Origin of the sequence: Enhygromyxa salina, assembly GCF_000737335.2 — a bacterium.
Taxonomy (GTDB): Bacteria; Myxococcota_A; Polyangia; order Nannocystales; family Nannocystaceae; genus Plesiocystis; species Plesiocystis salina_C.
The window spans coordinates 46823-73598 of the sequence record NZ_JMCC02000041.1 but is presented as its reverse complement, the minus strand read 5'-3'; the positions used below and the strand labels follow the sequence as shown (position 1 = coordinate 73598).

General features: G+C 66.1%; 22 protein-coding genes. 9 read left to right on the top strand and 13 right to left on the bottom strand.

From position 1 onward, the window contains the following. Positions 1-531 precede the first annotated feature (531 nt). The 5 genes from DB30_RS17035 to DB30_RS17015 all read right to left on the bottom strand — a co-directional run bounded on the left by DB30_RS17035 (position 532) and on the right by DB30_RS17015 (position 7295). Positions 532-2802 (bottom strand): 2OG-Fe(II) oxygenase, encoded by a 2271-nt coding sequence (locus DB30_RS17035; RefSeq protein WP_052550163.1) that lies wholly within the window; start codon positions 2800-2802, stop codon positions 532-534. 158 nt (positions 2803-2960) lie between these two features. Continuing rightward, positions 2961-4340 carry a tetratricopeptide repeat protein gene (locus tag DB30_RS17030; protein ID WP_052550161.1) on the bottom strand — a complete coding sequence of 460 codons (1380 nt, stop codon included), beginning with the start codon at positions 4338-4340 and terminating at the stop codon, positions 2961-2963. A 159-nt stretch (positions 4341-4499) separates the two neighbouring features. Then, positions 4500-5465: a hypothetical protein gene (locus DB30_RS42795; RefSeq protein ID WP_052550159.1), complete on the bottom strand. Its 966-nt coding sequence runs from the start codon at positions 5463-5465 to the stop codon at positions 4500-4502. An 86-nt stretch (positions 5466-5551) separates the two neighbouring features. Continuing rightward, the gene (locus DB30_RS41495) at positions 5552-5740 is read right to left on the bottom strand and encodes a hypothetical protein (RefSeq protein WP_205633006.1); all 189 of its coding nucleotides are present in this window, start codon (positions 5738-5740) and stop codon (positions 5552-5554) included. Positions 5741-5966: 226 nt separating this feature from the next. Beyond that, positions 5967-7295 (bottom strand): sodium/glutamate symporter family protein, encoded by a 1329-nt coding sequence (locus DB30_RS17015; protein WP_146659299.1) that lies wholly within the window; start codon positions 7293-7295, stop codon positions 5967-5969. A gap of 221 nt (positions 7296-7516) precedes the next feature. On the opposite strand from DB30_RS17015, the gene DB30_RS17010 reads away from it, so the two are divergent. Next, positions 7517-8464: a hypothetical protein gene (locus DB30_RS17010; protein ID WP_052550154.1), complete on the top strand. Its 948-nt coding sequence runs from the start codon at positions 7517-7519 to the stop codon at positions 8462-8464. A gap of 57 nt (positions 8465-8521) precedes the next feature. On the opposite strand, the gene DB30_RS17005 is transcribed toward DB30_RS17010, so the two are convergent. The 3 genes from DB30_RS17005 to DB30_RS16995 form a co-directional block, all read right to left on the bottom strand. Further along, a complete protein-coding gene (locus tag DB30_RS17005; RefSeq protein ID WP_052550152.1) occupies positions 8522-9025 on the bottom strand; it encodes a hypothetical protein in 504 nt (167 codons plus the stop codon). Beyond that, positions 9012-9914 (bottom strand): TetR/AcrR family transcriptional regulator, encoded by a 903-nt coding sequence (locus DB30_RS17000; protein ID WP_146659298.1) that lies wholly within the window; start codon positions 9912-9914, stop codon positions 9012-9014. Before DB30_RS17000 ends, DB30_RS17005 begins: the two co-directional genes overlap by 14 nt. A 112-nt stretch (positions 9915-10026) precedes the next feature. After that, complete coding sequence (locus DB30_RS16995; protein WP_146659297.1) at positions 10027-10299, bottom strand: hypothetical protein; 273 nt, start codon at positions 10297-10299, stop codon at positions 10027-10029. Between the two features lie 208 nt (positions 10300-10507). On the opposite strand from DB30_RS16995, the gene DB30_RS41490 reads away from it, so the two are divergent. The 8 genes from DB30_RS41490 (at position 10508) to DB30_RS16955 (ending at position 18605) form a co-directional block, all read left to right on the top strand. Next, positions 10508-12769 (top strand): hypothetical protein, encoded by a 2262-nt coding sequence (locus DB30_RS41490; RefSeq protein WP_052550146.1) that lies wholly within the window; start codon positions 10508-10510, stop codon positions 12767-12769. 345 nt (positions 12770-13114) lie between these two features. After that, complete coding sequence (locus DB30_RS16985) at positions 13115-13621, top strand: MerR family transcriptional regulator (RefSeq protein WP_165703813.1); 507 nt, start codon at positions 13115-13117, stop codon at positions 13619-13621. Positions 13622-13628: 7 nt separating this feature from the next. After that, positions 13629-14849, top strand: coding sequence for an IscS subfamily cysteine desulfurase (locus DB30_RS16980; RefSeq protein WP_052550143.1), 1221 nt, complete (start codon positions 13629-13631; stop codon positions 14847-14849). Positions 14850-14873: 24 nt separating this feature from the next. Further along, a complete protein-coding gene (iscU, locus tag DB30_RS16975; protein ID WP_052550139.1) occupies positions 14874-15260 on the top strand; it encodes a Fe-S cluster assembly scaffold IscU in 387 nt (128 codons plus the stop codon). Positions 15261-15284: 24 nt separating this feature from the next. Next, positions 15285-15680, top strand: coding sequence for a HesB/IscA family protein (locus tag DB30_RS16970; protein WP_146659296.1), 396 nt, complete (start codon positions 15285-15287; stop codon positions 15678-15680). After that, positions 15646-16239 carry a Fe-S protein assembly co-chaperone HscB gene (gene hscB, locus DB30_RS16965; protein ID WP_146659294.1) on the top strand — a complete coding sequence of 198 codons (594 nt, stop codon included), beginning with the start codon at positions 15646-15648 and terminating at the stop codon, positions 16237-16239. The genes DB30_RS16970 and hscB overlap by 35 nt, the downstream gene beginning before the upstream one ends. Positions 16240-16246: 7 nt before the next feature. Then, positions 16247-18238, top strand: coding sequence for a Fe-S protein assembly chaperone HscA (gene hscA, locus DB30_RS16960; protein ID WP_146659293.1), 1992 nt, complete (start codon positions 16247-16249; stop codon positions 18236-18238). Positions 18239-18251: 13 nt separating this feature from the next. Next, positions 18252-18605, top strand: a complete 354-nt coding sequence (locus tag DB30_RS16955; RefSeq protein WP_052550136.1) for a 2Fe-2S iron-sulfur cluster-binding protein — start codon at positions 18252-18254, stop codon at positions 18603-18605. Positions 18606-18787: 182 nt separating this feature from the next. On the opposite strand, the gene DB30_RS16950 is transcribed toward DB30_RS16955, so the two are convergent. The 5 genes from DB30_RS16950 to DB30_RS16930 form a co-directional block, all read right to left on the bottom strand. Then, the gene (locus DB30_RS16950; protein ID WP_052550134.1) at positions 18788-20080 is read right to left on the bottom strand and encodes a cation:proton antiporter; all 1293 of its coding nucleotides are present in this window, start codon (positions 20078-20080) and stop codon (positions 18788-18790) included. Positions 20081-20211: 131 nt separating this feature from the next. Then, positions 20212-20385: a hypothetical protein gene (locus DB30_RS16945; RefSeq protein WP_153258347.1), complete on the bottom strand. Its 174-nt coding sequence runs from the start codon at positions 20383-20385 to the stop codon at positions 20212-20214. A gap of 7 nt (positions 20386-20392) precedes the next feature. Next, positions 20393-23953 (bottom strand): efflux RND transporter permease subunit, encoded by a 3561-nt coding sequence (locus DB30_RS16940; protein ID WP_146659292.1) that lies wholly within the window; start codon positions 23951-23953, stop codon positions 20393-20395. Positions 23954-23970: 17 nt separating this feature from the next. Then, positions 23971-25104 carry an efflux RND transporter periplasmic adaptor subunit gene (locus DB30_RS16935; protein ID WP_052550132.1) on the bottom strand — a complete coding sequence of 378 codons (1134 nt, stop codon included), beginning with the start codon at positions 25102-25104 and terminating at the stop codon, positions 23971-23973. Between the two features lie 104 nt (positions 25105-25208). Further along, positions 25209-26669, bottom strand: a complete 1461-nt coding sequence (locus DB30_RS16930; protein ID WP_052550130.1) for a TolC family protein — start codon at positions 26667-26669, stop codon at positions 25209-25211. Between the last annotated feature and the right edge of the window lie 107 nt (positions 26670-26776).

Genomic DNA, 26776 nt, shown 5'->3' with positions numbered 1-26776 from the left:
GAGAGAGCTCTCACGTCGCTCGCCAATGCTCGCGGCCAGTGCGAGACAAACTCGCCGCTTCGCTCGCGATCTACGTGACCCGGTACAACTCTGGCACTGACGTCGCCCTCATGCCCAGATCCGCAGCGCGATGCCACCGCTGTCCATCCTCGACGAGTGGCGCCTGTAAACCATGTTTGGAAAGGACGATCGTAGCTGTGCCTAAGGCTTCCGTGCAAACCCTGATCGAGTTCGCGCAGTCTCGTGTGCGGGGAACTCGCGCATGTCTCCCCAGCGTGCCCACGGCGGAACTCAACCAACTCCTCAACACCTGTCCGCCCGAGATCGTAGCGATTGTACCGGGTCACGTAGATCGCGAGCGAAGCGGCGAGTTTGGCGCGGACAGCCGCGATGCTCTTGAACTACGCAGACCAACTCCGCGTTGACATGCCACCCCTGCCCGTCTTCGACGAGTGGCGCCTCTGACCGCCGGAAGCACGCCAGCAGGGGATAACTGGCAGTACTCCGCGCGAGCCCCAAGCTCGGCGACGCTCAATCCAGCTCCGCAAGTCGCCGCAGCACGTCCGCTTGCCGGACTCGGCCCTCCGCGTCCAGCGAGAACAACTGCACCCGTTTGGTCAGCACCAGCCGATAGGGACTGCCGCGTCGCTCGGTCACGTGATTGACGGGCACGCCGTCGCCATCGATGACCTGGTGCAGGTGTTGACGCCGGGCCTTGGCTAGCGGGCAGATCGTGCCGATCTCGTTCGACTCGAGGAACTCGTACAAGGTCGCGCAATCGCTGCAGTTGCAGCGCCGTGGGACGATGATCCGCCAGTCCCCACGCTCGCGGGCTGGCTTGGCGAGCGCGGCCGAGAGCGAGCGCTTCGCGTGGACTGCGAGTCGAGCGGTACCCCAGTCTCGCCAGCGCTTGGCGCCGAGCCGCTCATGCACACGCAAGGTCACCGACGCGAGCTCGAGCGCCGACAGGCTCGAGTCCTTCGAGGTCAGCTGCGCGACGATCGAGTCGTGAACTTTCCTCGCTCCGGCGAGTACGCTCGCGCTCAGCAAGTCCACGAGTGACGTGAGCTCGAAAGGGGTCCGGCCCGTTGCGTAGGGCGAACGGGCGTGGGCTGGCGTCGCTCGCACCGCCTGCGCCTCGTCCCATTGCTTGGCGACAATGACGGCCGCGAGCCTCGGCCCGAGCTGTTTGTCAGCGTCGACCAAGTTGCCGAGCCAGGCGTGGGGGTAGCTCGCGCGCCACCGACCCGAGCTTCGCCCGGATGCGTTCGTGTGCCACTCGTTCAACAGGGCCTCGCACCAGGCAGGACCGTGGCGTCGCGTGGCCTGCAGCAGCGGCGGGATGACGCCAGCGCTCATCGACTCGGGTTTCACTGGTACAAGGAAGGCCGCGGCGAGGTCGGGATCGTCGATCAGCGCTGCGAGGCGAAAGACATCGGTGACCAGGGCCTCGCTTGGCTCGGCCTCGACGCAATTGGGCCAGATGACGATCAAGGCCTGGAGCCTCGGGTCTGATTCGCCCTTGTGTTGCCGTGCGATCAGCTGGCGGATCGCCGCGCGCGGATCGAGTCGGGCCTCGACGAGAAATGCGTTGGCCTTCGGCCACATCACGATCGCCGCGCGGTGGTACCAACGGTCGAGGGTGTCGCCGTAGTTGCCCATGTACCCCTGATAGTCCGTCGCAACCGGATCGAAGGTGTCGTTGGCGGTCGTGAAGCACAGCTCGTCTTCACGGGCGACGAGATCATCGTAGTCAGCAGGTGTGTCCGCCGCGCTTCGCCAATGTCGCAACGTGACGCTCGAGTCGTGCATCTCTTCGAGGGTGTAGTCGTCATCGTCATCGTCATCGTCATCGTCATTCCAGTGCGACCACCTCGAGCGATAGCTCGAGATCGAGGGCGAGCACTGCCAGGCCTCATGGATGTCGGCCAGCGCGAGATGGATGTCGAGCTCGAGGTTGGCCCCGACCTCGCACAAGCTCGCCGCACGGATGTGGTCGCCGTGCTTGAGACGGGACCAGCCGAGGTTTCGCGGGGTGTACTCGTGATCGAGCAGCACCACGAGCTTCTCTGCGCCAAGCTCGAAGTGCTCGGCGACCGCTCGCTCGAGCTGTTCGATCGCTTGCCCGCCAACCACTGGCTCCTGGGCTCGACTGCTTTTGGCTTCGAACCCGAGCCGGTAGACGAGGGCGACGCGGTGGCCGGTCGTGACCGGACGGATCTCGTGTTGGCAGTCACTGTAAAACGCGATCAGATCGAGTTGCTCGGCGCCTCGCTTCGTTCGCCGAAACTCTACGCGCTCGTCCGCACGCGAGCAGCGAAACACACCGCCCGTGAAGCTCGAGGGCAGCACGACGACGAGCGTGGCGATCATGTCGTCGTCCTTCTCCGTGTCCTGGTGAGTGGCGAAGAACTCACCCGGCCCATAGATTGTCAGCTTGTCGAGGGTCGCGCGCAGGCGGCCCGTGTCTGGGAGGCCGAGCTGCTCGCGGATCTCGACGAGGTGCTTGCGCAACACGGGGCTCCAGCGACGCCCGTCGATCTTGATCCGAGACTTTCGTAGCTCCCAGCCGCTACGAACCGCGGGGTCGGTGATCGTGTGTTCGCCCCAGCCGAACCTGGAGCGGGTAGCGAGCGCGAGCATGCGTGAGGTGGTCGCAGAGCTGATCGGAAACTCGATCGGTCCAACCTTGCGCAGGTGTAGTTGCAGTTCCTCGGCGGGGACGCGGAGCCGGACAGCGAAGGTGCCCGGCGCATCGATAGCGAGGAGGGCTTCGGCGATCTCGAGGGTCTCATCGAGCACCAGGTAGAACTCGCGAGTCTCGCTCGATTTGACCAGGACAAATGACCAGGCACATATGCATGCTCGAAGTCAGAATATTTGCGAGTGACATCGCCGCCACAAACAGCTCTCGGTGTTTGCTCACCTCCGGCTTCCAGCTCAGTCGTGAACGGGCGCACTCACCTCCTCATCTCTGCGCGCACCTGGGTGGCGATCTCCCGCGAAAACGCGACACTGCGCAGCTCCTGCATGCGATCGTAGGCGTCCCGAACACCGCGCCGACGCTCTTCCTCCCAACGCTGCGCGACCTCGTCGACCTCGGTCAGCAGCGCTTGGGTCGTTGGCGTGTCGAGGATGGCCTTGAAGAACGCCCGTGACGAGCGCGAGAGCTTGGCGAGGAAGTCCGCCAGGCTTTCGACCGCGGCGACACCCAGGTTGTGATCGCGGACCTCGTCGGAGCCCTGTGGTCGAGAGATTCGTCGCCCCAGCAGGATCTGCCCCGTCCGTGGAAGCATGAGGGTTCCGTGCAAGAACCATTGCAGCGCGCCGTCGCGGTCGCCTTGCTCGAGCGCGGCGAAGGCCGCGACGTAGGCATGCTCGGGCCAGATTTCCACCAAGCGCTCGGCGGCCTTCCTGGCCTCACTCCAACGACCCATGTTCAGGTAGATGTCCGCGCGGAAGGTCTCGGCCGCGTCCACGTCGCCACACTCGCGCTCCATCCGCTCGCAGATCTCCAACGCCTCGTCGTACCGAGACAGCTGCTGCAGCGCCCCCGCTAGGCTACGCATCGCTCGCATGTATGGCCGAGTCTCGTGCTTGGACCAATAGTGCTGCTTCGCTAGCCGCTTCGGGAACAACTTGCGACCTTGCTCGATCGCCCGCTCGAAGTGCTCGACCGCCGCCTCGACGTCCCCGCGCCGCTGGGCGACGACGCCCAAGTAGATGTGGCCTTCTGCGTAGTTGTCGTAGCAGTCGATGAACAACCTAGCGAGAGCCTCGAGTCGGTCCAGATCTCCCTCGGCGTCGAGCTTGGCCATCATCTCGATGACCTCGGGGGGCTCATCGTTCGGCTGCAGTCGGCGGCGCCAGTAGAACGCGTTGTCACCGTTGAACTGGTCGGGCTCTTGGTCGCAGACCGAGAGCCGCCAGTCGATCAGATCGCGCAGGTACTCCAACTCGATTCGGTGCTCGCGCAGCAACTCCGAGGCCGAGTACATGCACTGCGGGTCGGCGTGACCGAGCTGTCGAGTGAAGGCGCACAGATCATGGCGGAACTGACCCAAGACCTCGCCAGCGCGGTAGGGATAGATATCCGGGAGCGTGTCCATGCGCTCCTCGATACCCGCCCGGATCCGATCCCAGTCGAAGCGGATCTGCGGGTAGCGTTGCTCGAGCATGTAGTCGAGGCGCCAGTTGCCGGCTCCCCGACCAAGGACCTCCTGGGCCTCCGGTCGAGAGCAAATGGTGAACAGCACTTGCTGCTGGACCTTGCGGGTCTCGGGATCGCGCTCGCCGTGAACGATGGCGATCTGGTTACCGTGGTTGCGGACGTAGGCCATGGCGAAGCTCCTGGTGGGACCTCCGCCGGTGTATCGCGGTTTGAGGTGTTGTGCAAGGTCGTTTTTATTTTCACAACACTGGTCGGCTCGCCATTCCGTTCGGAGGCAGCCGGAGCTCACCGCCCCCGCCTCCGCCCCGAACACCAGCAAGAGCGACCACTACCCCCGCTCGAGCTCGGACGCCTCGGGCAACGCAGCCCCCAGCTCCCCACCTTCCACGCTCACGACGTTCGCCTCATCCACCCGCACCGCCTCCGTCGTCGCAGCCAGCAACCCCGTCTGCCCAGCCGCACCAGCAGTCGCACCACCAGCAGGCGCCGGCGCCGTCGCAGCCCCGCCGTTCATCATCACCGCCAACTCCTGGTCCGGCAGGTCGTACACATGCAGCAACGTAGCGACCAGTTCCTCACGCTGAAACACCCCATAGCGCTGAGCCTCGCGCAGACAAAAGACCGCCCCGCACAGCGTCGCCGCGCACGGAAACCACCCGTGCACGGTGTGATCCTTCAGCGCCAACAACACCCCCCAGGTACAAAACGCGACAAACAAACCATCGAGGGTGGCGGCGCTGACCCAGTACCGACGCAGCAGCGAGAACGAGGGCGCGAACCGTTCACGCTGGCGGATCTCGGCCCACATGCGCACGTAGAGCGCGGGCTCTTTGCCTTCGCCGCCGTCGATCAAGTAGCGCTTGAGCCACGGGATCCGGTCAAACTCTGGGTTGACGCGAAACCCATGTCCGCTCAGCCGCCGGATCAGGACGCCGTGCCGCTCGAGATCGTCGAACAACGAGTGCCTGTGCCGGGGCGCGCCAACGATCCAGTCCTTGGCCCGGAACACCCACTTGCGGATGAAGCGGCCGACCGCGAAGGCGCTCATGCCCGATACATAACTCGCCAGGATCAGGGCGACGACGGTGATGCCGGGCATCTGCCCCGTGACCAACCAGCCGCCGGACTCGGTTGGCTCGAACCCGAGCAGTTGGGCAAGATCGGGCGTCAGGCCGGCCCAGGCGATCGCAGCGACAAAGGTCGCGCCAGACACGAAGAACGAGAGATCAAAGATGTCAAAAAAGTCGATGAACTTGTCGAAGAGTGGTTTGACCGCTTTTGCGACTTCCGACATTGTCGGACTCACGGTAGCACTCCAGGACGGGCAATACCCCGACCGTGAGGCCATGGTGCTCGACTAGCAGACCCCGCGGGTGGGGTTCAGGCGCACTCGGCTTGGTCGCCGTGCTGGTTGCCGATTTGGTCGTTGGACCAGTCGACCTCGCCAGGCTCGAAGGCCGGCAGGCCAATCCCGATCAGCAGACCCCGCATGGTCGGGGTCCACTGCTCGCCGCCCTCGGACCACGAGATCAGGCCGCGGCGCTCGAGCTCGTCGAGCTGTTCGGCCACGGTCTCGGGCTCTCGCTCACTGATTGCAGCCAGAAAAACACCGTTTGAGGGCATATCCGAGCCCCGGAGCTCGACGATGAGGCGCAGCAGGGAAGGGGTGCCGTGATGAGTGAACGGGTGCATTTCTGGAGGTTCGTACAGTACTGGGCAGGTGTCCAAAAATCTGCGGATTTGTTCACTTGGACCTAAGACCAACCCAACGGGTGGGCGCGCACAATGCGTGATTCTAGTCTGGCCAGAATGTAGCGAGTGGTCGGCGAAATCGCAGGCCGCCAAATAGGCGCCACAGCACGAACACGGCGACGGCGTAGGCAAGCAGGGCGCCGAGCATCAACCACCCTCGCGCGGGCCAGTCCGTGGTGTAGCTGGCGACCGTCATGGGGATCAGGCCCATGAGCAGGGGGACCACGCCCGCGACCGCGCCCGCCGAGCCGAACACGGCGCTCACCGCCGCGGGGCTGCGCAGGTCGGGATCGACGACCCGCAGCAGCGCGAGCCCGGTCGGGAGCGTGCCGGTGGACATGCCGAAGTAGAGCACGGCGTGCTCGAAGGGGGCCTCGGTCCAGGCGCGCTTGGCCACCCACACGGCGAACACCAGCGTCCACAGCCCGCCGAGCACGGTGACCAACACGATCGGGAGCCAGTGCGAAGAGAGCACGGCGATCTGTACGGCCGCCAAGGCAGCGCAGGTGATGACGTCGATCGTGAGGCCGCTGACGCGACCCATGAGGTGATCGTTGACGGGTGTGCCGCCGGGCATGCGGGCGAGCAGGGGACGCATGCCCATGGCGATCCCAGCACCAAAGATGAAGTGGAAGCCCCACACGGTCGCGGCGATGTCCGGCATGCCCGCCAACGCCCGAGCCAAGCCGGAACACAGGGCCCAGGTCAGCAGGTAGCACAGGCCAACCACGGCGATCTGGGCGGTCAGGGCGTCGACGCTGCCGGGCTCCGACCGTGCCACGCTCACGGTCTGGGTGTTGCCCGCGCCCGTGGACGCGAGCCCGGGTGCGGTCAAGCCTTTGCGCCGACCCCAGATGACCAAGGGCACCCCGGCGACCACCGACCAGCCGTAGCCGATCACCGCGATGATCAGCCCGACCTGCGCACCCTTCGGCAGCCCCGACTGCTCCCACGCGGAGCCAAGCGACAGCGCCTGGCCGGGGCCCTCTTCGAAGCCCATCGGCAACAACAAGCCAAATCCCGGGTGCAGCGCGCTGTCGAGCAGCAGCACCACGCCCAGGCCGATCACGGCTTGGGTGGCCATCATCGCCACGATCGCGAAGGCCATCGACCGCGAGGCGGCCGAGCGACCGCCCTCTGTTGGGGCTTTGAGTCCGACCGAGATGAACACGATCGCGAGGCCGTGATAGACGACCGACTCGAGCAGCTCGACGTCGAGGGCGAACAGCCCGAGGGCCTGCTCGCCCAACAGCAGGCCGAGCGCGCCCGCGAGGATCGCCAACGGCAGGCCCAGGCGCCGCAACGCCGGAACCACCCGCGCGAGCAGCTCGCAGCCAAGCAGCAGGCCGACGACCGCCAGCGCGGTCAGCATCGCGCCGCTCTCCCAGAACTTCAACGCGAACCCGCCCCGCTGCGGTCGAGAGCCTGCGCCGTTGGCCTGCTGGGCGGTTGGTGTGTGGTCCTTCGAGTCATCCGATTCTGCTTCTGGGTGAGGCTAGAGCATACGTTAGTGGGGCCGGGCCAAACGCCGAAGCGAGGTGCTGTGTGCGCAGCAGCGGTAGTCAGCAGCGTGGGTCTGTGCTTCGATGCCGCGTGCGCTCCCGTGATCTGACCCTCGTGTTCGTTGCGCTGTTTGGTGCGGTCTTGGCTTGTGGCGACGATGGGGCGTCCGATGGGGCCTCGTTGGGCACGACCGAGACCAGTGGCTCGGGTGACGGGGACACGGGTGACGGTGACGGGGACACGGGCGACGGCGATGGGGACACGGGCGACGGAGACGGGGACACGGGCGACGGTGACGGAGATCCAGGAGACGGAGACGGAGACACGGGCGACGGCGATGGTGACGGGGACACGGGCGACGGCGATGGGGACACGGGCGACGGTGACGGTGACGGCGACACGGGCGACGGCGACGGCGACGGGGACACGGGCGACGGCGACGGCGACGGAGACACGGGAGACGGCGACGGCGACGGAGACGGGGACACGGGCGACGGCGACGGCGACCCGATCACCTACGACGCCTGCGACTTCCCCAACGACGGCCCATGGGTGGAGATCGAGTACTGGCAGCTCGGCTCGGTCAGCTCACCTTCGTGGTCCTACTCCGACACCCCGGGGTGGACCGAGCCGGAGTGGGCGTGGGGGCAGGAGTCGTGGCCCGAGATCTTCGAGTTTGGCGGCAACTCGATGACCAATGATCCGATCGGCATCGTCGCGTCAATCTCGGGCACCTGGCAGATCATGATGGGCCTGCAAGATCTCATCGACTACGACTACGCGAGCGTGTGCATCGAGGGCCGCAGCATCTCGGTTGGCTCACCTGCAACGATGGAGGTCAGCAACCCGCTCAACGGTTGCGGGGTGGCGGACGCCCAGATCTCACACTCGTGGGAGGTCCACGCGGTCGGCGTCGACCTTGGCAATTGCATGGTGCCCGGCGCGGCGACCCAGGCCGTGCGCATTGATCCCTGGGGCGGCAGCGGCAAGGTCGGGCTCAAGCGCGTGCGCGTGACCCTGCACGGGGCCGTGTACTGACAACGGCGAAGGGCTGCGGCGGGCACCCACGTGACCGCGGCACAGCCCCGAAGATCCTCAGCGCGAAGGAAACAGCGTGACGTCTTGCTTGCTGCCGTCGGGCCGCGCGTGCGAGACGGCGTGGTGAATGGGCACGACCGCCCCGCGCTCGCGGCCAAGCCGGATCAGCTCGTAGGTCTCGCCGGCCTCGCGGCGGAGATCCACGATGACCTCCCAATAGGGCTCGGAGTGCTCGCCGAGCTGCTGCATGATCTCGATGACGCGGCTGTAGCCGTGATTCCAAAACGTCTCTTTGACCGTCAGCTTTTCGCCCTCGCTGCCCGCAAAGGTGAGCTCGGTGACGGCGACGTCAGCGGCCTCGATGTCGTCGAGCAAGCTGACCGCCGCGTGCTGCGGGACCCAGTCGACGTCATGAAACAGATCTTCGGGGTGATCCGTGCCGCCGCCGAAGAACGCCTCGAGTTCGACCTCGCGCTCGAGCCAATCTTCTTGGTCGCAAAGCCGGTAGCGAAGGGTGACCGAGGGACGGCCGTGGGTCTCGTGCTCATCAGGTCGTTCCATGATTTACCTCATCGGACTCGTCTGCCTGAGGCAGATCGGGCGTGCTTGCTTCGGGTTCGGGGTTGGGGACGGGGTCGGGGTTGGACTCGGACTCGGGCTCGGACTCCGCGAGTCGAGCTTCGTGCTCGGCCAGCTCCTGCGCGCGCCGCTGGGCGCGTTGGTGGTTGAGGGCGCTGGAGATCTCCACAGCCCGCGGGGTGAGCTCGTCGACGAGCTCGCGCGTGGCTCCCCAACCCAGCAGCAGGGTCCGCAGCGCGATCGGGACCAGGCGGGCCAGCTCGACGCCCGCGACGCCAAACCGACCGAGCTTGCGCAGCTGCAACACACCCTGCATGGCCGACCACAAGATCACACCGCGTTCACGCGCGTCGCCTTCGGCCAGCGCCCCAGCTTGGACGGCGTCGTTGATGACCGCGGTCAGCATGAGCTGCAGGCGCACCAACGCGGGAAAGATCGGCGCGGCGGCTTCGGTCGCCAAGAACTCGCGGGGGTCGCCGATCAAGGTGGAGATCAGGCCGTACTCCGTGGGCCGACCTTGCGCGAAGCCAACGTAGACGTTGCTGACCACGATCAGCCGAAGCAGGCCTTCGCTCTCTGTGAGCGGCGTGTCGGCGGGCTCGCCCACGCTGGTCAGCCGCTGCAGACGCTCGTTGTCGACCCACTCGAGCCCGGCAGCCATGTCCTCGCCCATGCGATCCATGACGCGGTGCAAGAGCGCGACCAGCAGCGCGTCTTTTGAGCGGAAGTAGCGATACAGGGCACCAACGGCGTAGCCCAGCTCCTTGGCGAGGCGCTGGATCGTGAGGGCCTCGAAGCCCTCGGTCTCGAGCAGATGCATCGCCTGCTCGACGATGCGCTCGATGGTGGCTTCCCTGCGCTTTTCTCGCATGTGAATGACGGGTGGCAGCTGGAGATGCCGCTGCTGAACTTGGTTCACGCTGGAACAACAAAGTGAAGTTGTTTCACCAGCGTGTCAAAGAGACGATCCTTTTTGTTTGCAGTCAACTGAATTTATTGGAGTTTTCAATGTTTTGTGCGCCTGGGTGAACGGGTTTCGCTCGTAGCTCGGGCCCGATCTCGACGGTGCTCGTCCGCACTCGAAGCGGAAAAACCAGCGGGATCGTGCAGCGGGCTGCACGCCATGTGGTGTCCGAGCCAAGCGATCCAAGCGTGCGCTGTATGGCCTCGAGGGGAGTTTCGAGGCCCCGCACAATCTGTTCGTTGATCGGGATTTGGTGCGGCCCTTCGAGCAGCAGTCGATGTTCGTCTTGCATGACCACGCGGACGCTCTGCAGCGGAAGCACGAATCGACAGCACGAATCGACCGAGGACCCGCTCGCGTCGGCCCACGACCGCAGATGGGGGGATGTTCACTCGCTGCTCGACACTGGAGCAAGAGAGCTGGCGGCGTGAGTCAGCCGCGTTGCAACTGCACCCGTGGCACTGGCGCGCGGTCGGCCTCAATCAAGTATGCTCCGCCCCATGCGCACACACCGACGTGCCTGGACCCCCCCGATCCCCCTGACGCTGCTCACGGCGCTCGCTGTCACTGCTCCCCTCGGACTCGCTGGTTGCCAGAAGGTCAAGGAGCTGACCGGGCAAACCGACGAGGCAGACAAACCTGCTGAGGAGAACACCGAAGACAAAGCATCCGAGCCCGAGGCCAAGTCCGAACAGGCTGCCGTCGAGCTCGAGACCGCAAAAGAAGCTGGTCTGCCCGAGGCCGCGCTCGCGCCCCCGCCGGTTGCGATGGCGCCGATGACCGGGCTCGACGACCTGCTGGCGCTCGCGCCCAAGTCGGAAGCTGGCCAGTACAAGGGCGTCGTGGTCGTGCGCGACGCGAGCGTGTTCCTCGACTATGTCGACGAGGGCTCCCGGTTCCTGAGCGGGCCGCTCGATCGACTGAGCAAGGCCGCCCAGGGCAACCCCAATTTCTCGGAGTTGGCTTCGGCCAGCATGCTCTACAACATGGGCAAGCTGCAGTACGACGCAGCCAAGACCACGATCACCAGCAGCGGCGTGAAGCTCGACAAGGGCATCGTCATCGCCGAGGGCGCCGATGGCGAGGGCGTGATCATTTACTCGGGCGACCAGCCCGACGCGCTGCCCAAGCTGATGAAGGCGATCGATGACGGCGCGCCCGACATGCAGTGCAAGGCGATCGAGACCGCCGCGGGCTACATCGCGTGCGCGGACAGCCAAGCCAGCCTCGACGCCTATGTGCCCGCGGGCTCCGCGGGCTCCGCGACGCTGCGCGCGACGATCTCGACCAACCTCGCGGGCGTCGACCTCGAGGCCTCGAACATCATCATGGACATCGCCGAAGAGGATGTTCACCTGGCGATCCAGACGCCGCCGGGCCTGATGGTCATGAGTATCGCGCCGCCGCAGAGCGACGCAGATTTCAACGAAATGGCCGCCGCCCTGACGCCGGCGCCGGGCAAGCTGTTGCGTGGCGTGCGGCCGGGCTCGGGCTTCATCTGGGCCAGCGTCTCGCCGCAGCTGATCGCGCAAGAGATGGCGGCGGACATCGCCAACGATCCCGGCGCGCCGCCCTCCTTCAAGGAGCTCGCTGGCAAGCTCAGCGGTGAGTTCCTGCTCGCTGGTCACTACCAACCGGCCGCGGTCGCGCTGCAAGTTGGGCTGACCGACGACGCGTCGTGGCCAGCCGTCGCGGCCGAGCTCTCGGCCGTGCTGCCAATGGTCAACGAGGGGGTCAACAAGGAGTTCGACCTCCCGGGCGCCAAGTGGGACATCGGCATGGTCGACATCGCGGTCGGCACCGAGACGGTCAAGGCGCTGCACGCCGGGCTGTCGGGTGTCCCCGAAGCCAACGTGCTCGCGCAGCTGACCGGCCTCACGATCGACGGCTGGATGTTTGCGGCCAACGACTCGCTGAACTTCGCGCTTGGGGCCACGCCCGAGGCGATCGGCCACCTCGCGGACGCGGGGATCGGCAACAACGGGCCCAGCGATGGTCTCGTCGCCTATCTGCCGCCTTCGCTGACCTCGGCGCTGGCCGCCAACCAAGTCAGCGTGATCGCCCACATGCCCCTCGACGCGCTGCACAGCCCGCAGAGCCGCGAGCTGATCAAGACCGCGTTGAAGAACGTGGAGGATGTCCCGGCCGACTTCGTGGTCGCGTTCTTCGATCTGGCCTCGCCGCTGTCGAGCGGCACCATGTGGATGACCCACAGCGGCGGCAAGATGCAGCTGCACATGGCCGCGCAGGCCTTCGGTCACCACGCCGACGACGAGGGCAAGGCTGCGCTCGCCGCTGCTGTCGCCGTCGCTTCGGGTGGTGATCCGGCCGCCTCGTACGGCGCGCTGGTCACCGCGTACCCAACCTCGCCGCGGCTCGCCGCGTACAAGGCCCGCTCGGGTCAGGCTCCGGCCGCGCTGGTCGCCTCTGGTGTGGGGGCGATGGTCGCCGCGGGTGCGCTCGCCTATCCGATCTTGGAAGGCGCGCGCAACGCTGAGATCTCCGAGGAGCTCAACATCGAAGAGGACGCCGCGGAGAAGGCCAAGGAAGAGTCGAAGAAGGTGCCGACGCCCACGCCAAAGCCCACGCCCACGCCCACGCCCGACGAGAAGACTGACCCAACGCCCGAGCCAACGCCCGAGCCAACGCCGGAGCCGGTCCCCATCGAGCCCGCTGGTGGCGACGAGGGTGGTGATGACGGCGCACCCAAGCCGCCGCCGATCATCCCCAAGAAGATCCCCGCCCGCCCCGTCAACAGGTAGGGAACAAAATAGGGTAGCGAGCGAGCCGGAGGCGAACCCCTCCGGCTCGTTCTTTTTGGAGCCCACCGCGTGGAGCCCACCGCGCCTCGTGTCCGCCCTCACTCTCACGTGTGCGTCAGAGTTGTGGACCGTCGTAGATTGGGCCCATGGTTGGCTAGAAGGCCACTTCCGAGCCGTTTGCGCGGTTCCTGGGTGGGTTGACACGAGCGGCTTGTCCAGTCATGTTGGCGGGGCAACTCAACTCTCACGTTAGGGTTAGAGTTGCAGCGGACCAGGCAAACAAGCCGGACGGGCAACTCGATGGGCAAACCAAGCAGCGCGGTCAAGACAGGGGCGAAGCCCCGGATGAAGATTGGCCAGCTCGCGCGCAAGACCGGCAAGACGGTGCGCGCGCTCCATCTCTACGAAGAGATGGGCTTGCTCTCGCCCGAGCGCTCGGACGGCGGGTTTCGGCTGTACGGCTCCGACGAGCTCGCCCGGGTCTACTGGATCAGCAAGCTCCAGGACATGGGCTTCAAACTGGGCCAGATCCGCGGCTTGCTCGAGGCCGTCGAGTCTTCGGCCTCGGCACCGGGGGCCATGCATGGGGTCCGCGAGCTGTTCCAGAGCAAGCTTCGCGACACCCGCGAACAGATCCAAAAGCTGTTGCAGCTCGAGCGCGACATCGCCGAGAGCCTCAGCTACCTCGAGGCCTGCCGCAGCTGCGGCGAGACCTCCACCAAAGCGTGTGTCGAGTGTGGCGACGATCGCCACGGTGGCCTGCCCGAGCCCAAGCTGGTCTCGGGCATCCACCTCAACCGCGGCAGCGGTGACACCAACGCCAACAACTCCAACGAAGAGCTGAGCACGTGAGCCCGTCATGAGCATCGAGACCCCGATCTATATGGACTACGCCGCGACCTGCCCGGTCGACGAGCGCGTGGTCGCGCAGATGTTGCCCTACTTCACGACCCACTTTGGCAACTCGGCCAGCCGCACGCATCAGTTTGGCTGGGTCGCCGAAGAGGCGGTCGACAAGGCCCGCGAGCGGGTCGCGGCGCTGATCAACGCCAACGAAAAAGAGATCACCTTCACCAGCGGCGCGACCGAGGCCAACAACCTGGCTATCAAGGGCGTCGCCGAGTTCCTCGAGGGGAAGGGCAACCACATCATCACCTGCGTGACCGAGCACAAGGCGGTGATCGACACCTGCAAGTACCTCGAGCGGCATGGCTGCGAGGTCACCTGGCTCGGGGTCGGCACCGACGGCATGATCGACCTCGACGAGCTCGAGCGCGCGTTTCGGCCAGAGACCATCTTGGTCAGCATCATGGCCGCCAACAACGAGACTGGCGTGGTCCAAGAGCTGGCCAAGATCGGCGCGCTGTGTCACGCCCGCAAGGTCTTGTTCCACACCGACGCGGTCCAGGCCTACGGCAAGATCCCGCTGGACGTCGACGCGATGCACATCGACCTGATGAGCATCTCGGCCCACAAGATCTACGGGCCCAAGGGCGTGGGCGCGCTGTATGTCCGGCGTCGGCGTCCGCGCGTGCGGATCGCCCCGCAGATCCACGGCGGCGGGCACGAGCGCGGCAACCGTTCGGGCACGCTCGCGGTCCCGTTGATCGTGGGGTTTGGCGCGGCCGCCGAGATCGCCGCGCAAGACATGGCGGCGGACACCGAGCGGATCCTGGGCCTGCGCGAGCACATGCGCGAGCGGCTGACCCAAGAGATCCCCGAGGCGATCGTCAACGGCACCCTCGCACACCACCTGCCCGGCACGCTGAACATCTCGTTCGCGTACGTGGAGGGCGAGTCGCTGCTCATGGGCCTCAAGGGCATCGCGGTGTCCAGCGGCTCGGCCTGCACCTCGGCCAGCCTCGAGCCCAGCTACGTGCTGCGCGCGATGGGCCTCAACGACGAGCTCGCGCACTCGAGCCTGCGCATGACAATTGGCCGCTACACAACCCGCGAAGAGGTCGACTATGTGGTCGACCGCATTCGTGAGAACGTCGAGCGCCTCCGGGCCATGTCTCCGCTGTGGGAGATGGTTCAAGAGGGCATCGACCTCGCGTCGATCGAGTGGACGGCGCACTGAGTTCCCAGCAACAGGAGAATCATCATGGCGTACAGCGACAAGGTCATCGAACACTACGAGCATCCCCGCAACGTCGGCTCGCTCGACAAGAACGACGAGGGCGTGGGCACCGGCATCGTCGGCGCGCCCGCGTGCGGCGACGTCATGAAGCTGCAGATCCGCGTTGAAGGTGATGTGATCACCGACGCCAAATTCAAGACCTACGGGTGCGGCAGCGCGATCGCCAGCTCCAGCCTGGTGACCGAGTGGGTCAAGGGCATGAAGCTGACCGACGCGATGCAGATCAAGAACAGCCAGATCGCCGAAGAGCTGTCGTTGCCGCCGGTCAAGATCCACTGCTCGGTGCTCGCCGAGGACGCGATCAAGGCCGCGATCGCCGACTATCAAAAGAAGCACGGCACGCCCGAGTAAGCAGGTCTAACGGTGCAAGCCCACATGACAACGCACTCCAGCGAAGACGCCGCCAGCTCGGCGGTGGAGCATGCTGCGGGCAGCCTGCCCAAGCTGACCGTGACCGCGGCCGCGGCGGAGATCATGCACGGGCAGCTGGTCAAGCGCGGCACCCCAGACGCGGCGATCCGGTTTGGGATCCGCGGCGGCGGCTGCACCGGCTACAGCTACGTGTTCGAGTTCAGCGACAAGCCCCCGCGCAAGAACGACGCCGTGATCACGGCCGACAACGGCGTGCGCGTGTACGTCGATCCCAAGAGCATGATCTATCTCGAAGGGACGACGATCCACTTCGAGAAGGGCATCCGTGGGCACGGCTTCCAGTTCGACAACCCCAACGTCAAGAATGACTGTGGCTGCGGCGAGTCTGTCAACTTCTGACGGCGGGCTCGAGCCCTTCGACCCGGCGCTCGATCACTTCGCGCGGCTTGGCCTCGATCGGGCGTGGCGCGTAGATCGCAACGCGCTCGAGGACGGCTACCTCGATCGCTCGCGCCGCTATCACCCGGATCGCCACGCAGGCGCGGACGCGGCGACGCGCCGGGCTGCGCTCGAGCACAGCGCGGCGCTCAACGAGGCCTACCAGGTCTTGCGTGATCGCGTTCGCCGGGCGGAGTACCTGGTCAAGCTCGGCGGCGTGGATCTCGACTCCAGCGATCCGCAGACCGGCGCGCCGCACCCCGAGCAGTCGTTCTTGATCGAGATGATCGAGCGACGCGAGCGCCTCGAGGCGGTCAGCTCCGGGGGCACCGAAGCGCTCGAGCAGCTGCGCGACGAGATCGAAGCCGAGCTCGAGCAGGTGTTCGACGCGGGCGTCGCGGCGCTCGAGCGCGGCGACACGCGAGCGGCTGCGGCGGAGCTCGTGCACCGTCGCTACTTGCAGCGCTTCAACGACGAAGTCGGCGCCTTGCTCGATGAGCTCGAGGCCGGCTCAGGGTAGACCTCTCATGGCGCAGAGCATCGATATTCAGGGCGGCGGACTGTTTCAGATCGCCGAGCCCGAGGCACCGAGCAAGCGCAGGCGCAAGCCTGGCAAGGCGATCGGCATTGACCTTGGCACCACCCACAGCTTGGTTGCGATCGCACCCAACGGCGCCGCGCCGCGGGTCCTCGCGGACGCCGAGGGCCAGACGCTGCTGCACTCGGTCGTGTCGTACGCCGGTGGCGAGGTCGTGGTCGGTCGCGCCGCGCGAGCGGTCGCGGTCGAGCACCCCGAGCAGGTCCTGTCGAGCGTCAAGCGCTTCATGGGCCGGGGGCCCAAGGACATCGACTTCACCCACCCGTATCGCCTCGCCGACGACGCGCAGGTGGTCCGGCTGGATGTCGCGGATCCCGGTCAGCCGCCCCGCTACGTCAGCCCCGTGGAGGTGTCGGCGCGGATCCTGGAGGTCCTGCGCGACCGGGCCGAGCACGAGCTCGACGATGACGTGAGCGGCGCTGTGATCACGGTCCCGGCCTACTTCGACGAGGCCCAGCGCCAGGCAACCAAGGACGCCGGGCGGATCGCCGGGCTCGAGGTGTTTCGTCTGCTCGCCGAGCCCACCGCGGCCGCGCTGGCCTACGGGCTGGATCGCCAGGGTCGCGGTGAGCACGGCGAGGGCTCGTTCGCGGTCTACGATCTTGGCGGCGGCACCTTCGACATCTCGATCCTGCGCCTGCGCGCGGGCGTGTTTCAGGTGTTGGCGACCAGCGGCGACTCGGCGCTTGGCGGCGACGACTTCGACCGCGCGCTCGCGGGCCACCTGCGCGAGCTCGCCAAGCTGAGCGCGCCCAGCCCCGCGCAGCAGCAAGAGCTGATGCTGGCCGCGCGCGCCGCCAAAGAGGCGCTCAGCGACGCCGAGGTGACCAGCGTGACGCTCGAGCGCTGCGAGCTGGGCCCGACCCAGGTGACGCGGGCGCAGCTCGACGCGCTGATCCTCCCCCTGGTCAAGCGCACGATCAAGGTCAGCAAGGCCGCGCTGTCCGATGCAGGCGTCGACAAGCGCGAGCTCGACGGCGTGGTCTTGGTCGGCGGCTCAACGCGGGTGCCGCTGGTCCGCAAGCTCGTCGAGCAGGCGTTCGGCCGCGAGCCGCTCGCCGACATCGATCCCGACAAGGTCGTGGCCTACGGCGCCGCGATCCAGGCCGACATCCTGTCGGGGAGCGAGCGCGAGGGCGTGACCCTGCTCGATGTCGTGCCGCTGAGCCTGGGCTTGGAGACCATGGGCGGGATCGTGGAAAAGATCATCCCGCGCAACGCCACGATCCCGATCTCGGCCCGGCAGGTGTTCACAAACTACAGCGAGAAGCAGACCGGCATGACCGTGCACGTGGTCCAGGGCGAGCGCGAGCTGGCCGACGACTGCCGCAGCCTGGCGCGCTTCGAGCTGCGTGGGATCCCGCGCCTGCCGCCATCCATGGCCCGGGTCGAGATCACCTTCGAGCTCGACGCCGACGCGCTGCTCACGGTCACCGCCCGCGAGCTGATGACCGGCGTCAAGCAGTCGATCGAGGTCAAGCCAACCTACGGTCTGTCGGGCGACGAGGTCGACGAGCTGGTGATGGACAGCCTGGATCACGCCCGCGAGGACTTCGCGGCGCGCAACCTGGCCGAGGCCCGGGTCGAGATGGGCCGGGTCATGCTCGCGCTGCGCACGGCGATCGACGAGGTCGGCTCAATTGAAGGCATGCTCGACCCCGAGGAGCACGCGCAGATCCTCGCGGCGCTGGTCGAGTGCGAGGCCGTGATGCAGCAGTCCGAGCACGCCGATCCAATCAACAAGGCGCGCGAGCAGCTGGAGAAGCGCTCCGAGCCGTTCGCGCGGCGCCGCATGGAGCGGGCGCTGCGGGCCGGCATGGCTGGCAAGAGCCTGGCCGAGATCGAGTCGGCCCTTGCCGAAGAACAAGCGCTCGACGAACGTCGTGGCGCGCACGCGGCCGAAGTCATCGAGCCGCAGTAGGAGCACAACGAAAATGCCCAAAGTCACCTATCGAGGCGGCCCAGACCAAGAGCGAGTCATCGAGGCCAAGTCAGGCGTCAGCCTGCTCGAGATCGCCGAGCACAACGACGTCAAGATGGGCTCGGCGTGCGGGGGCGTGTGCGCGTGTTCTTCGTGCCACTGCTACGTGGTCGAAGGGGAGGACTCGCTCGACGAGGCCAGCGACGCCGAAGAAGACCGGCTGGACATGGCCTTCGAGGTCCGGCCCAACTCGCGGCTGGGCTGCCAGGTCAAGCTTGGCGACAAAGACCTGGTCGTGGAGCTGTCGCAGGAGTCCGTTGAAGTGTGGTTCAACGAGCACCCCGAGCACCGACCCAAAGCTGGCTGAGTCGGTGCCGCTGGTCCGCGGCTCACAGATCTGGGGTCAGGACCTCGAGGAATTCGATGTCGATCCCGGTGAAGAAGCCGCACATGGCGAGATCAGGATGATGCGGTTCATGGTGGCTCCTGGTGGTTCCCTTGCCACCGACGCCGCTGCGGATGACGCCGCGAGGGTCGATTTTTTTGGGGTCACGCGGCCGCGACCGGTCGCCGCTCGCTCTTCATCAACCACGCGATCATCGGCGTCGCCATGAAGGTGCTGACCAGCGCCATGATCACCAACATCGTGAACATGTCGCGCGGGACCACGCCCATGTCGTAGCCGATGTTGATCACGATGAGCTCCATCAACGCCCGGGTATTCATGCACACGCCGATCGTCAGCGCGTCGCGGGTGGGCTCGCCGACCGCCTTGGCAGCCAAGAACGCGCCGCCAAATTTCGAGCCGAACGCGACGACCAGGACCATGCCGCAGACGGCCGCGCCCCACCACCCATCGATCGCGCCGATGTCCGTGCGCAGCCCCGTGTAGGCGAAGAACACCGGTAACAGCAGCATCATCACCAGCGGCGAGACCCGCTGCTTCCACAGCTCGACGAACTGGCGATCGCGGTGCAGCGCCAGGCCGACCAAGAACCCGCCGATGATCGCAAACACGCCGAGCGAGCTGGTGATCGAGGCCGAGCACAACAGCACGATCAGCACGATCGCGATCGCCGGAAGCGACAGCCCGCCGCGCTTGGCGATGTCCTTGGCCAGCCAGCGTCCGAGTATGGGCCGGACGACGAAGAACACCACGAGCACGTAAGCGCCGATCATGGCGATCCGCTGGGCCGCCCACACAAAGCTGAACTGCTCGGCGACGATCAGGCTGACCGAGCCAAGCAGCAGCCAGCCGATCACATCGTCGATCGCCGCCGAGCCAATCACCAGCGCCGCCGTCCGGGTGTGCGAGAGCCCCAGCTCCATGAAGATCCGGCCGAGGATCGGGATCGCCGTGATCGACATCGAGACCGCGAAGAACAGGCGAAAGCCCAGCAGCGGCGTGCTTGGATCAGCGAGCTGTGCGTGGAACCATGGTGCCGAGAAGTACCCGCACGAGAACGGCAGCAGCAGGCCCGCCAAGCTGACCAGCACGACCGAAGCCTTGCGCTGGCCAAGCTGCTCGCCGAACTCGAACTCCATGCCGATCTGAAACATCAGCAAGATCAGCCCGATCTGCGCGAGCCCCACGAAGATCGTCGAGGTCGAGGGATGGAACAGCTCGGTCGATATCTCCGGGAACAGCAGCCCCAGCGCCGAGGGGCCGAGCACCAGGCCGGCCAGAATCTCGCCAGATACATCCGTCTGGCCGAGGCGCCGGACGATCACCGTCACCACGCGGGTGGCGACCAAGATCACCACGAGCTGCACGAGCAGGTGCAAGACCAGCTCCTCTGTCTCGGAACCAACCGCGGTCGACGCATTGGCGAGCAAGTGCATGTTCGCGGATGCTCGCTGGACGGGTCGCGGCCCGCAAGCGGTCTTGGCCGCCAAAGCGCGCTGTTTGTTGGGCGAGCCGGCGCTCGCCAAGCTGCGCCCCGCGCTGATCTCGATCGGTTGGGCTCCGAGGCTCAGTCGATCCGAGCGCGGATGAGCGCGGCACTAGCCGGCTCGACCCGAGGACCTGCGCGTTCGAGGGCGATCGCAAAGCCCTCCTGGATCGCCGCGTGGGTCGGGGCTTGCTTGGCGAGGCTCTCGAGCATCGGCAGGGCCTCCGCACCGCGGTCGTCAGCGAGCAACTCCACGGTTGATTCAGGACTTGTCGTCCGGGTCCTCGCTGGCGGGACCAGGGGACTCGGCCGCCGGCTCTGCCGTGATCTCGACCTGGGCGCCTGGGTCCTCGGGGTCGTCTGAGGGCTCGTCCGTCGCGGCGGCGCTCGGCTCTGGCTTCGGCTCTGGCTCCGGCGCCTCCGGCTGCTCAGCCTCGAGTTCCTCGCTGAGCGGCTTGGCCGTCTCGTCCGGCAGCAGCTTGCGACCATCGGAGAGGCGGCCGAACAGATAGTAGAGCCCGGGGATCACAACCACACCGACCACGGTCCCAAGCAGCATACCGCCGACCCCGGTCGTGCCGATCGTGCGGTTGCCGATCGCGCCAGCACCAGTCGCAATCGCAAGCGGAATCAGCCCCGCGATGAACGCGAACGAGGTCATCTGGATCGGCCTAAACCGCAGCTTGCCACCCTCGATCGCCGCGTCTTTGAGCGAAAGACCCTCCGCCCGCCGCTGCACCGCAAACTCGACAATCAGGATCGCGTTCTTACCCAGCAGGCCAACGAGCATGATCATGCCGAGCTGGGCCCAGACGTCGTTGGCCAGCCCGACCAGCTGGAGCAGGAAGAACGAGCCAAACACCCCGATCGGCAGCGACAAGATCACCGCCAGCGGGATCAGAAAGCTCTCGTACTGCCCAACCAGGATCAAGTAGACGAAAGCAATGACGACGAGGAAGATGTACACCGACTCGTTGCCCTTGCGCGACTCGTCCCACGACAGCCCCTCCCAGCCGATGTCGTAGCCCTGCGGCAAGGTCTCGGCCGCGACCTCCTGGATCGCCTGCAGCGCCTCGCCGCTCGAGTAGCCCTCGCCCGGGACCCCCTGGATCGCGGCCGAGGGGTAGAGATTGTAGCGGGTGATCTCGTTGAGGCCCTGCTGCTTCTTGATCGACATGAACGCGGAGTAGGGGACCATCTCGCCGGCGTCGTTCTTGACGAACAGATCGTCGAGGTCCTCGGGCATGCGCCTGAACTCCGGCCAGGCTTGGACGTAGACCTTGTAAAACTGGTTGAACAGGATGAAGCCCTGCTCGTAGGTGCTGCCAACGAGAATGTTGATGTTCTCGAGCGCCTTGTCGATCGACACGCCCTTTTGCATGGCGATGTCGTTGTTGATGATGATCTCGTATTGCGGGTAGTCCGAGGCGTAGAAGGTAAACAGCTTCTGGACCTCGGGCCGCTCGGCCAGCGCGGCCATGAATTTGTCGTTCACTTCGCCGAGCCGCTGGTAGTCGGCCACGCTCGACTGGGTCTTGTCGAGCACGCGGACCGAGAAGCCACCGGCCGCGCCAAACCCAGGGATCGCGGGCGGCTCGAAGAACTCGAGCTTGACGTCGGTGATCTCCCCGGCCCGCTCTTCGAGCTCTTCGATGATGTCGCGCGCCGTGTTCTCGCGCGCGGACCAGTCCTCGAGGTTGATGATCGCCGTGCCCGCGTTCGAGCCGCGGCCCTCGGTCAAGATCTCGTAGCCGGCGACGGAGGTCACGGACGCCACGCCCTCGACCTGCTTGGCGATCTTTTCTAGCTCTTGTGACTTGGCGTTTGTGTACTCCAGCGTGGAGCCGGGCGGCGTCTGAAGGACCGCGTAGATGATGCCCTGGTCCTCGCCGGGGATGAACCCGCTGGCCATCTTGGCGTTGGTCACGACGATGCCGGCGGCGAAGGCCGCGACCACGGCCAGGGTCAGCGCGCGGCGGGTGACGATCGGGCGCAAGATGCCCGTGTAGAGGTTGGTGACCCAGTCGACGCCCCGGCTGAACGGGCGCTGAACGAAGGGCACCAGCATGATCAACAAGCCGGGCGGCCCCCACAGGGTGTAGGCGAGGTAGCCGAGCCCGGCCAGGGCCGGCACACCCACCAACACGTAGGTCAGCGTGGTTCGGAGGTCGCGCGGCTTTTTGTCGTGGCCGGCGTCAGCGTGGTCGGCCTCGTGGGGCTGAAGGATCATCGCGCACAACACCGGCGTCAGGGTCAGCGCCACGACGCCTGACAGCACGATCGCCGTGGCCATCGTGACCCCGAACTGGCGGTAGAACACGCCGACCGGCCCGGGGATGAAGGTGACCGGGACGAACACCGCGGTCATGACCAGCGTGATCGCAATGATCGCGCCGCTGATCTCGTGGAGCACCTCTTTGGTCGCGCGGTAGGGAGACAGGTGCGTCTCGGCCATCTTGGCGTGGACCGCCTCGACGACGACGATCGCGTTATCGACGACGATACCGATCGCCAAGACCATCGCGAATAGCGTGATCAGGTTGATCGAGAAGCCCATCAGGTCGAGGACGAAGAAGGTCCCGACCAGCGAGACCGGCACGGCCAGGGTCGGGATCAGCGTCGAGCGAAAGTCGCCGAGGAACATGTAGACGACCAGCGAGACCAAGATGAACGCCTCGAGCAGGGTGTGGAGCACCTTCTCGATCGAGGCGTCGACGAACCTCGACACGTCATAGGCGATCTCGTAGTCCATCCCGGGCGGGAACGACTTCTCGAGCTCCTCGAGCGTGGCCTTGACCTCGTCGATGACCTCGGCCGCGTTGGAGCCCGGCGATTGCTTGAGCACGACCGACGCCGCCGGGTGGCCGTCGACGTCGGTGTAGATGTCGAAGAACTCCGAGCCGAGCTCGATGCCAGCGTGCTCACGCTTGGCCCCGCCCTCGGGCGGCGCCTCGCCCTCGCCCTCGCCCTCGCCCTCGCCCTCGGTCGGCGCCCACGTCGGGGTGTGATGCTCGGGCGGCACGCAGACGTCCTTTAGCCGTAAAATCTCGCCATTTGGCTTGGCCGCGAGGATGATGTTCTCGTACTGCTCGGCCCGGTTGTAGCGGCCGACATAGGTCAGCACGTACTCCTTGCTCTGCGAGGTCATGCCCGTGGCCTGGCCAAGCCGGCCGGGCGAGCCAATGATGCTCTGCTCGGCGAGCGCCTCCATCACGTCCTCGACCGAGACGTTGTAGGCGCGCATCCGCTCGGGGTTGAGCCAGATCCGCATGGCGAAGCTGCGGTTGCCGAGGTTGGTCGGGATCCCCATGCCCTGAATGCGCTTGAGCACGGGCATGATGTAGATGTTCGCGTAGTTGAAGAGGTCCTTTTGGTCGGTGTTCGGGTCGGTGCTGTACAGGTTCAAGTACATCAACATGCTCGGCACGACCTGGCTGACCAAGATGCCTTCGCGGACCACGAGCTCGGGTAATCGGCTCGACATGATGTTGACCCGGTTTTGCACGTTGACGACGTTGATGTTCGGATCGGTGCCGGGCTCGAAGTACACGCGGATCGTCGCCTCGCCAGCGCTGGTCGCGTCGGAGACCATGTAGCGCATGTTCGGGACCCCGTTGATCGACTGCTCGAGCGGGATGATGACCGAGTCGATCAGCACGTTGGCGCTGGCCCCCGGGTACGCAATCGAGACGTAGACCGTTGGCGGCGCGACGTCGGGGAACTGCGCGATCGGGAGCCTGGCGATCCCCAGAACTCCCAAGAACAGGAGCATGATCGAGGTGACGAGGGCGAAAGCGGGCCGCTTGAGAATCTTCTTGAACATGGCGATCCGTGCAGTCGCTATTGAGCGTGGTATTTCTGGTGGGCGAGCACCTCTTGCGGCGCCCGGAATTCGGTCTCGGGGTGGTCGCCGTCGTGGACCTGGCGAACACCATCAAGGACGATCTTGTCTGTGACCGCGAGCCCGCTCGCGATAATGAAGATGTCATCCATCGCGTGCGAGATCTCGACCTCGCGCTGGTGCACGGCGCCGTCGTCCCCGACGACGTAGACGTACTGCTTGTCGAGGATCTCGAAGGTCGCCCGCTGCGGGATCACGATCGCGTTCTCGAGCGTCTCGTGGATCAGCAAGGTCCCGGTCTGGCCGTGGCGGAGCAGGCCGTTGGGGTTGGGAAAGTCGGCGCGGAACAGGATATTGCCGGTCTCGTTGTCGAACTCGGACTCGACGGTCACCGAGTCGCCGGCGGCGTGCTCGAAGATCTTGCCGTTGGCGAGCTGCAGCTCGATCTGTGTGTCCGGGAATTTCAACAGCTGGGGGTGGGCCGGGTCGGTCGCGCCGGGGATCGACTCGAGCTCGAGGTAGTTGGCCTCGGGGACGTTGAAGTAGACCCACATCACGTCGTTGTCGGACACCGTCGTGAGGATGTCGCCCTCCTCCATCAGGCTGCCCTGCTGCTCGTACTGGCGATCGATGATGCCGTCGAACGGGGCCCTGATCTCGGTGAACGCGAGCTCGGCCGCGGCCAGCTCGACCTTGGCCTTGGCCCCGGCGCGCTTGGCCTGGGCCAGGGCCAGCTCCTGATCCGACACGACGTCGCGCTCGAACAGCTTCTTGGTGTTGCGCAGCTCGATGTCGGCCTGCAGCAGCTCGGCCTGGTCGGCGTGGAGCTGGGCCTTGTAGACGACCGGCAGCAGCTTGAACAGCAGCTCGCCTTGCTTGACGGCCTGGCCCTCCTGGACCTGGATCTCTTCGAGGTAGCCGCGCTCGAGCGCGCGCAGCTCGATGTGCCGTCGCGAGTGGATCTGGCAGACGTACTGCTGGGTGTTGACGACGTCCCTAGTCATTGGACTGGTCAACACGACCTTGCGCTGGACCTCGTGCTCCTCTTCGTGGCCCTCGGCGGACAGCGAGCACGCGAGCGGGGCGAGGCAGAGCCAGGCGACGACGCTGGCATGTAATATTGAAGACTTCATGGTGTGTGTACCCGCAGGGCGACCGGTGAGTGGAGCAGTGAGGGCTGCATGTGTGGGGTGCTCTGTGACGTGTGGATTGGTGTGAACATGATCGCCAAATAGACCTACTCGGCCGTCCGCCAGCCGCCTCCGAGCGCCCGGTAGATCCCAACGTAGGCCTGCATCTGAGCCAGACGGATCTCGATCCGCTCGAGCTCCGCGCCAAGGGCGTCGCGGCGGGTCAAGAGGACCTCCAGGTAGTCGGCGTGGGCCGAGCGATACAAAATGTTGGAGGTCTCGATCGCCTGCTCGAGCTTCTCGACCTGCTCGCGCACACGCTCGAACTGATTGCCAAGGTTGTCGATCAGCGCGAGGTAGGTGACGACCTCGATATAGGCCTGCAGCAAGGTCCGCTCGAACTCGTAGACAGCCTGGATCTGGCGGGCGTTGGCGGCCTGGTAGTCGGCCTTGATCCCGGCGAAGTTGAGCAGCGGCGTGACCAGGTTGCCGGCGATGCCGTAGGCCAGCGAGGCCGGCGTGTCGACCAGGTGGCTGGCGTTGAAGGCGTCGTAGCCGAGCTCCGCGTCGATGCTCAGCGAGGGGAAGAAGCGCGCCTTGGCCGACTTGACGTCGAGCTTGGCGGCCTCGAGCAACAGGCTGGCCTGGCGCACGTCGGGTCGGTTGTCGAGCAGCTCGGCCGGGAGCCCAACGTTGACCGCGGGCGGCTCGGTCTGCTGGAACTTCGACGCGTCGCGGGCGATGGGCTGGGGGAAGCGACCGACGAGGAAGTTGATCCGGTTCTCGGCCTCGATCTGCTGCTGCAAGATCGCGTAGCGCCGGCGCTGGATCTCGAGGACCTCGGCCTCGAAGCGCTGGACCTCGAGCTCGGTCGCGCGCGCGGCCTGCTTCTTGACCTTGGCGATCTCGACCGCGCTCTGCATGAGCCCGAGGTAGCGGTCGAGGAGCTCGAGCTGGTTGTCGAGCGCGAGCAGCTCGTAGTAGGAGTCCGCGATCTCGGCGATGATCTGGGTCAGGACGAAATTGCGGGCCTCGATGCTGGCCAGGTAGCGCTTGTCGGCGGACTTCTTGGCGCTGCGCAGCTTGCCCCAGGCGTCGATCTCCCACGAGGCCACGACGCCAAAGTGGAGGTTGGGCAGGTTCTCGGCCACGCCGTGGTCTTCGTCGGACGCGCCCTGGCTGGAGAAGCTGCCGACCTTCTCGACGCCGCCGCCCACGACGCCGTCGAGCCGGGGAAGGTACTCGCCGCGGCGCGCACCAACCTCGGTCTGGGCGATGATGATCTCCTGCAGCCGGATGTTGAGCTCCTGGTTGTTGGCGACCGCCTCGTCGATCAGCGCGCGGAGCTGGGGCGCGTCGAACAGCGCGTCCCACTGCTGCTGGGCCGCGGAGCTGGCTCCCGTGGTGACCTCGTTGACGCCGCTCGAGTTCCAGTTTTCGGGCACGTCGCGCTTGGCCTCGCGCGCCACGTTGTCGCCGAGCAGCCGGGCGCAGCCACCCGTGAGCAGCGCCGTGGCGATCGCGGCGACGGCGATCGCGGTCCGTGTCCGGGACGGAGGTCGATTCATGTCTTTCATCAATTCATGCGATCAGGTCCGCCTGCGCGGAGCGTGAGGTGGATGCACACGCGCCGACCTGCCCCACCCCGGGGCATGGCCGCGCGAGATCGTCGCTA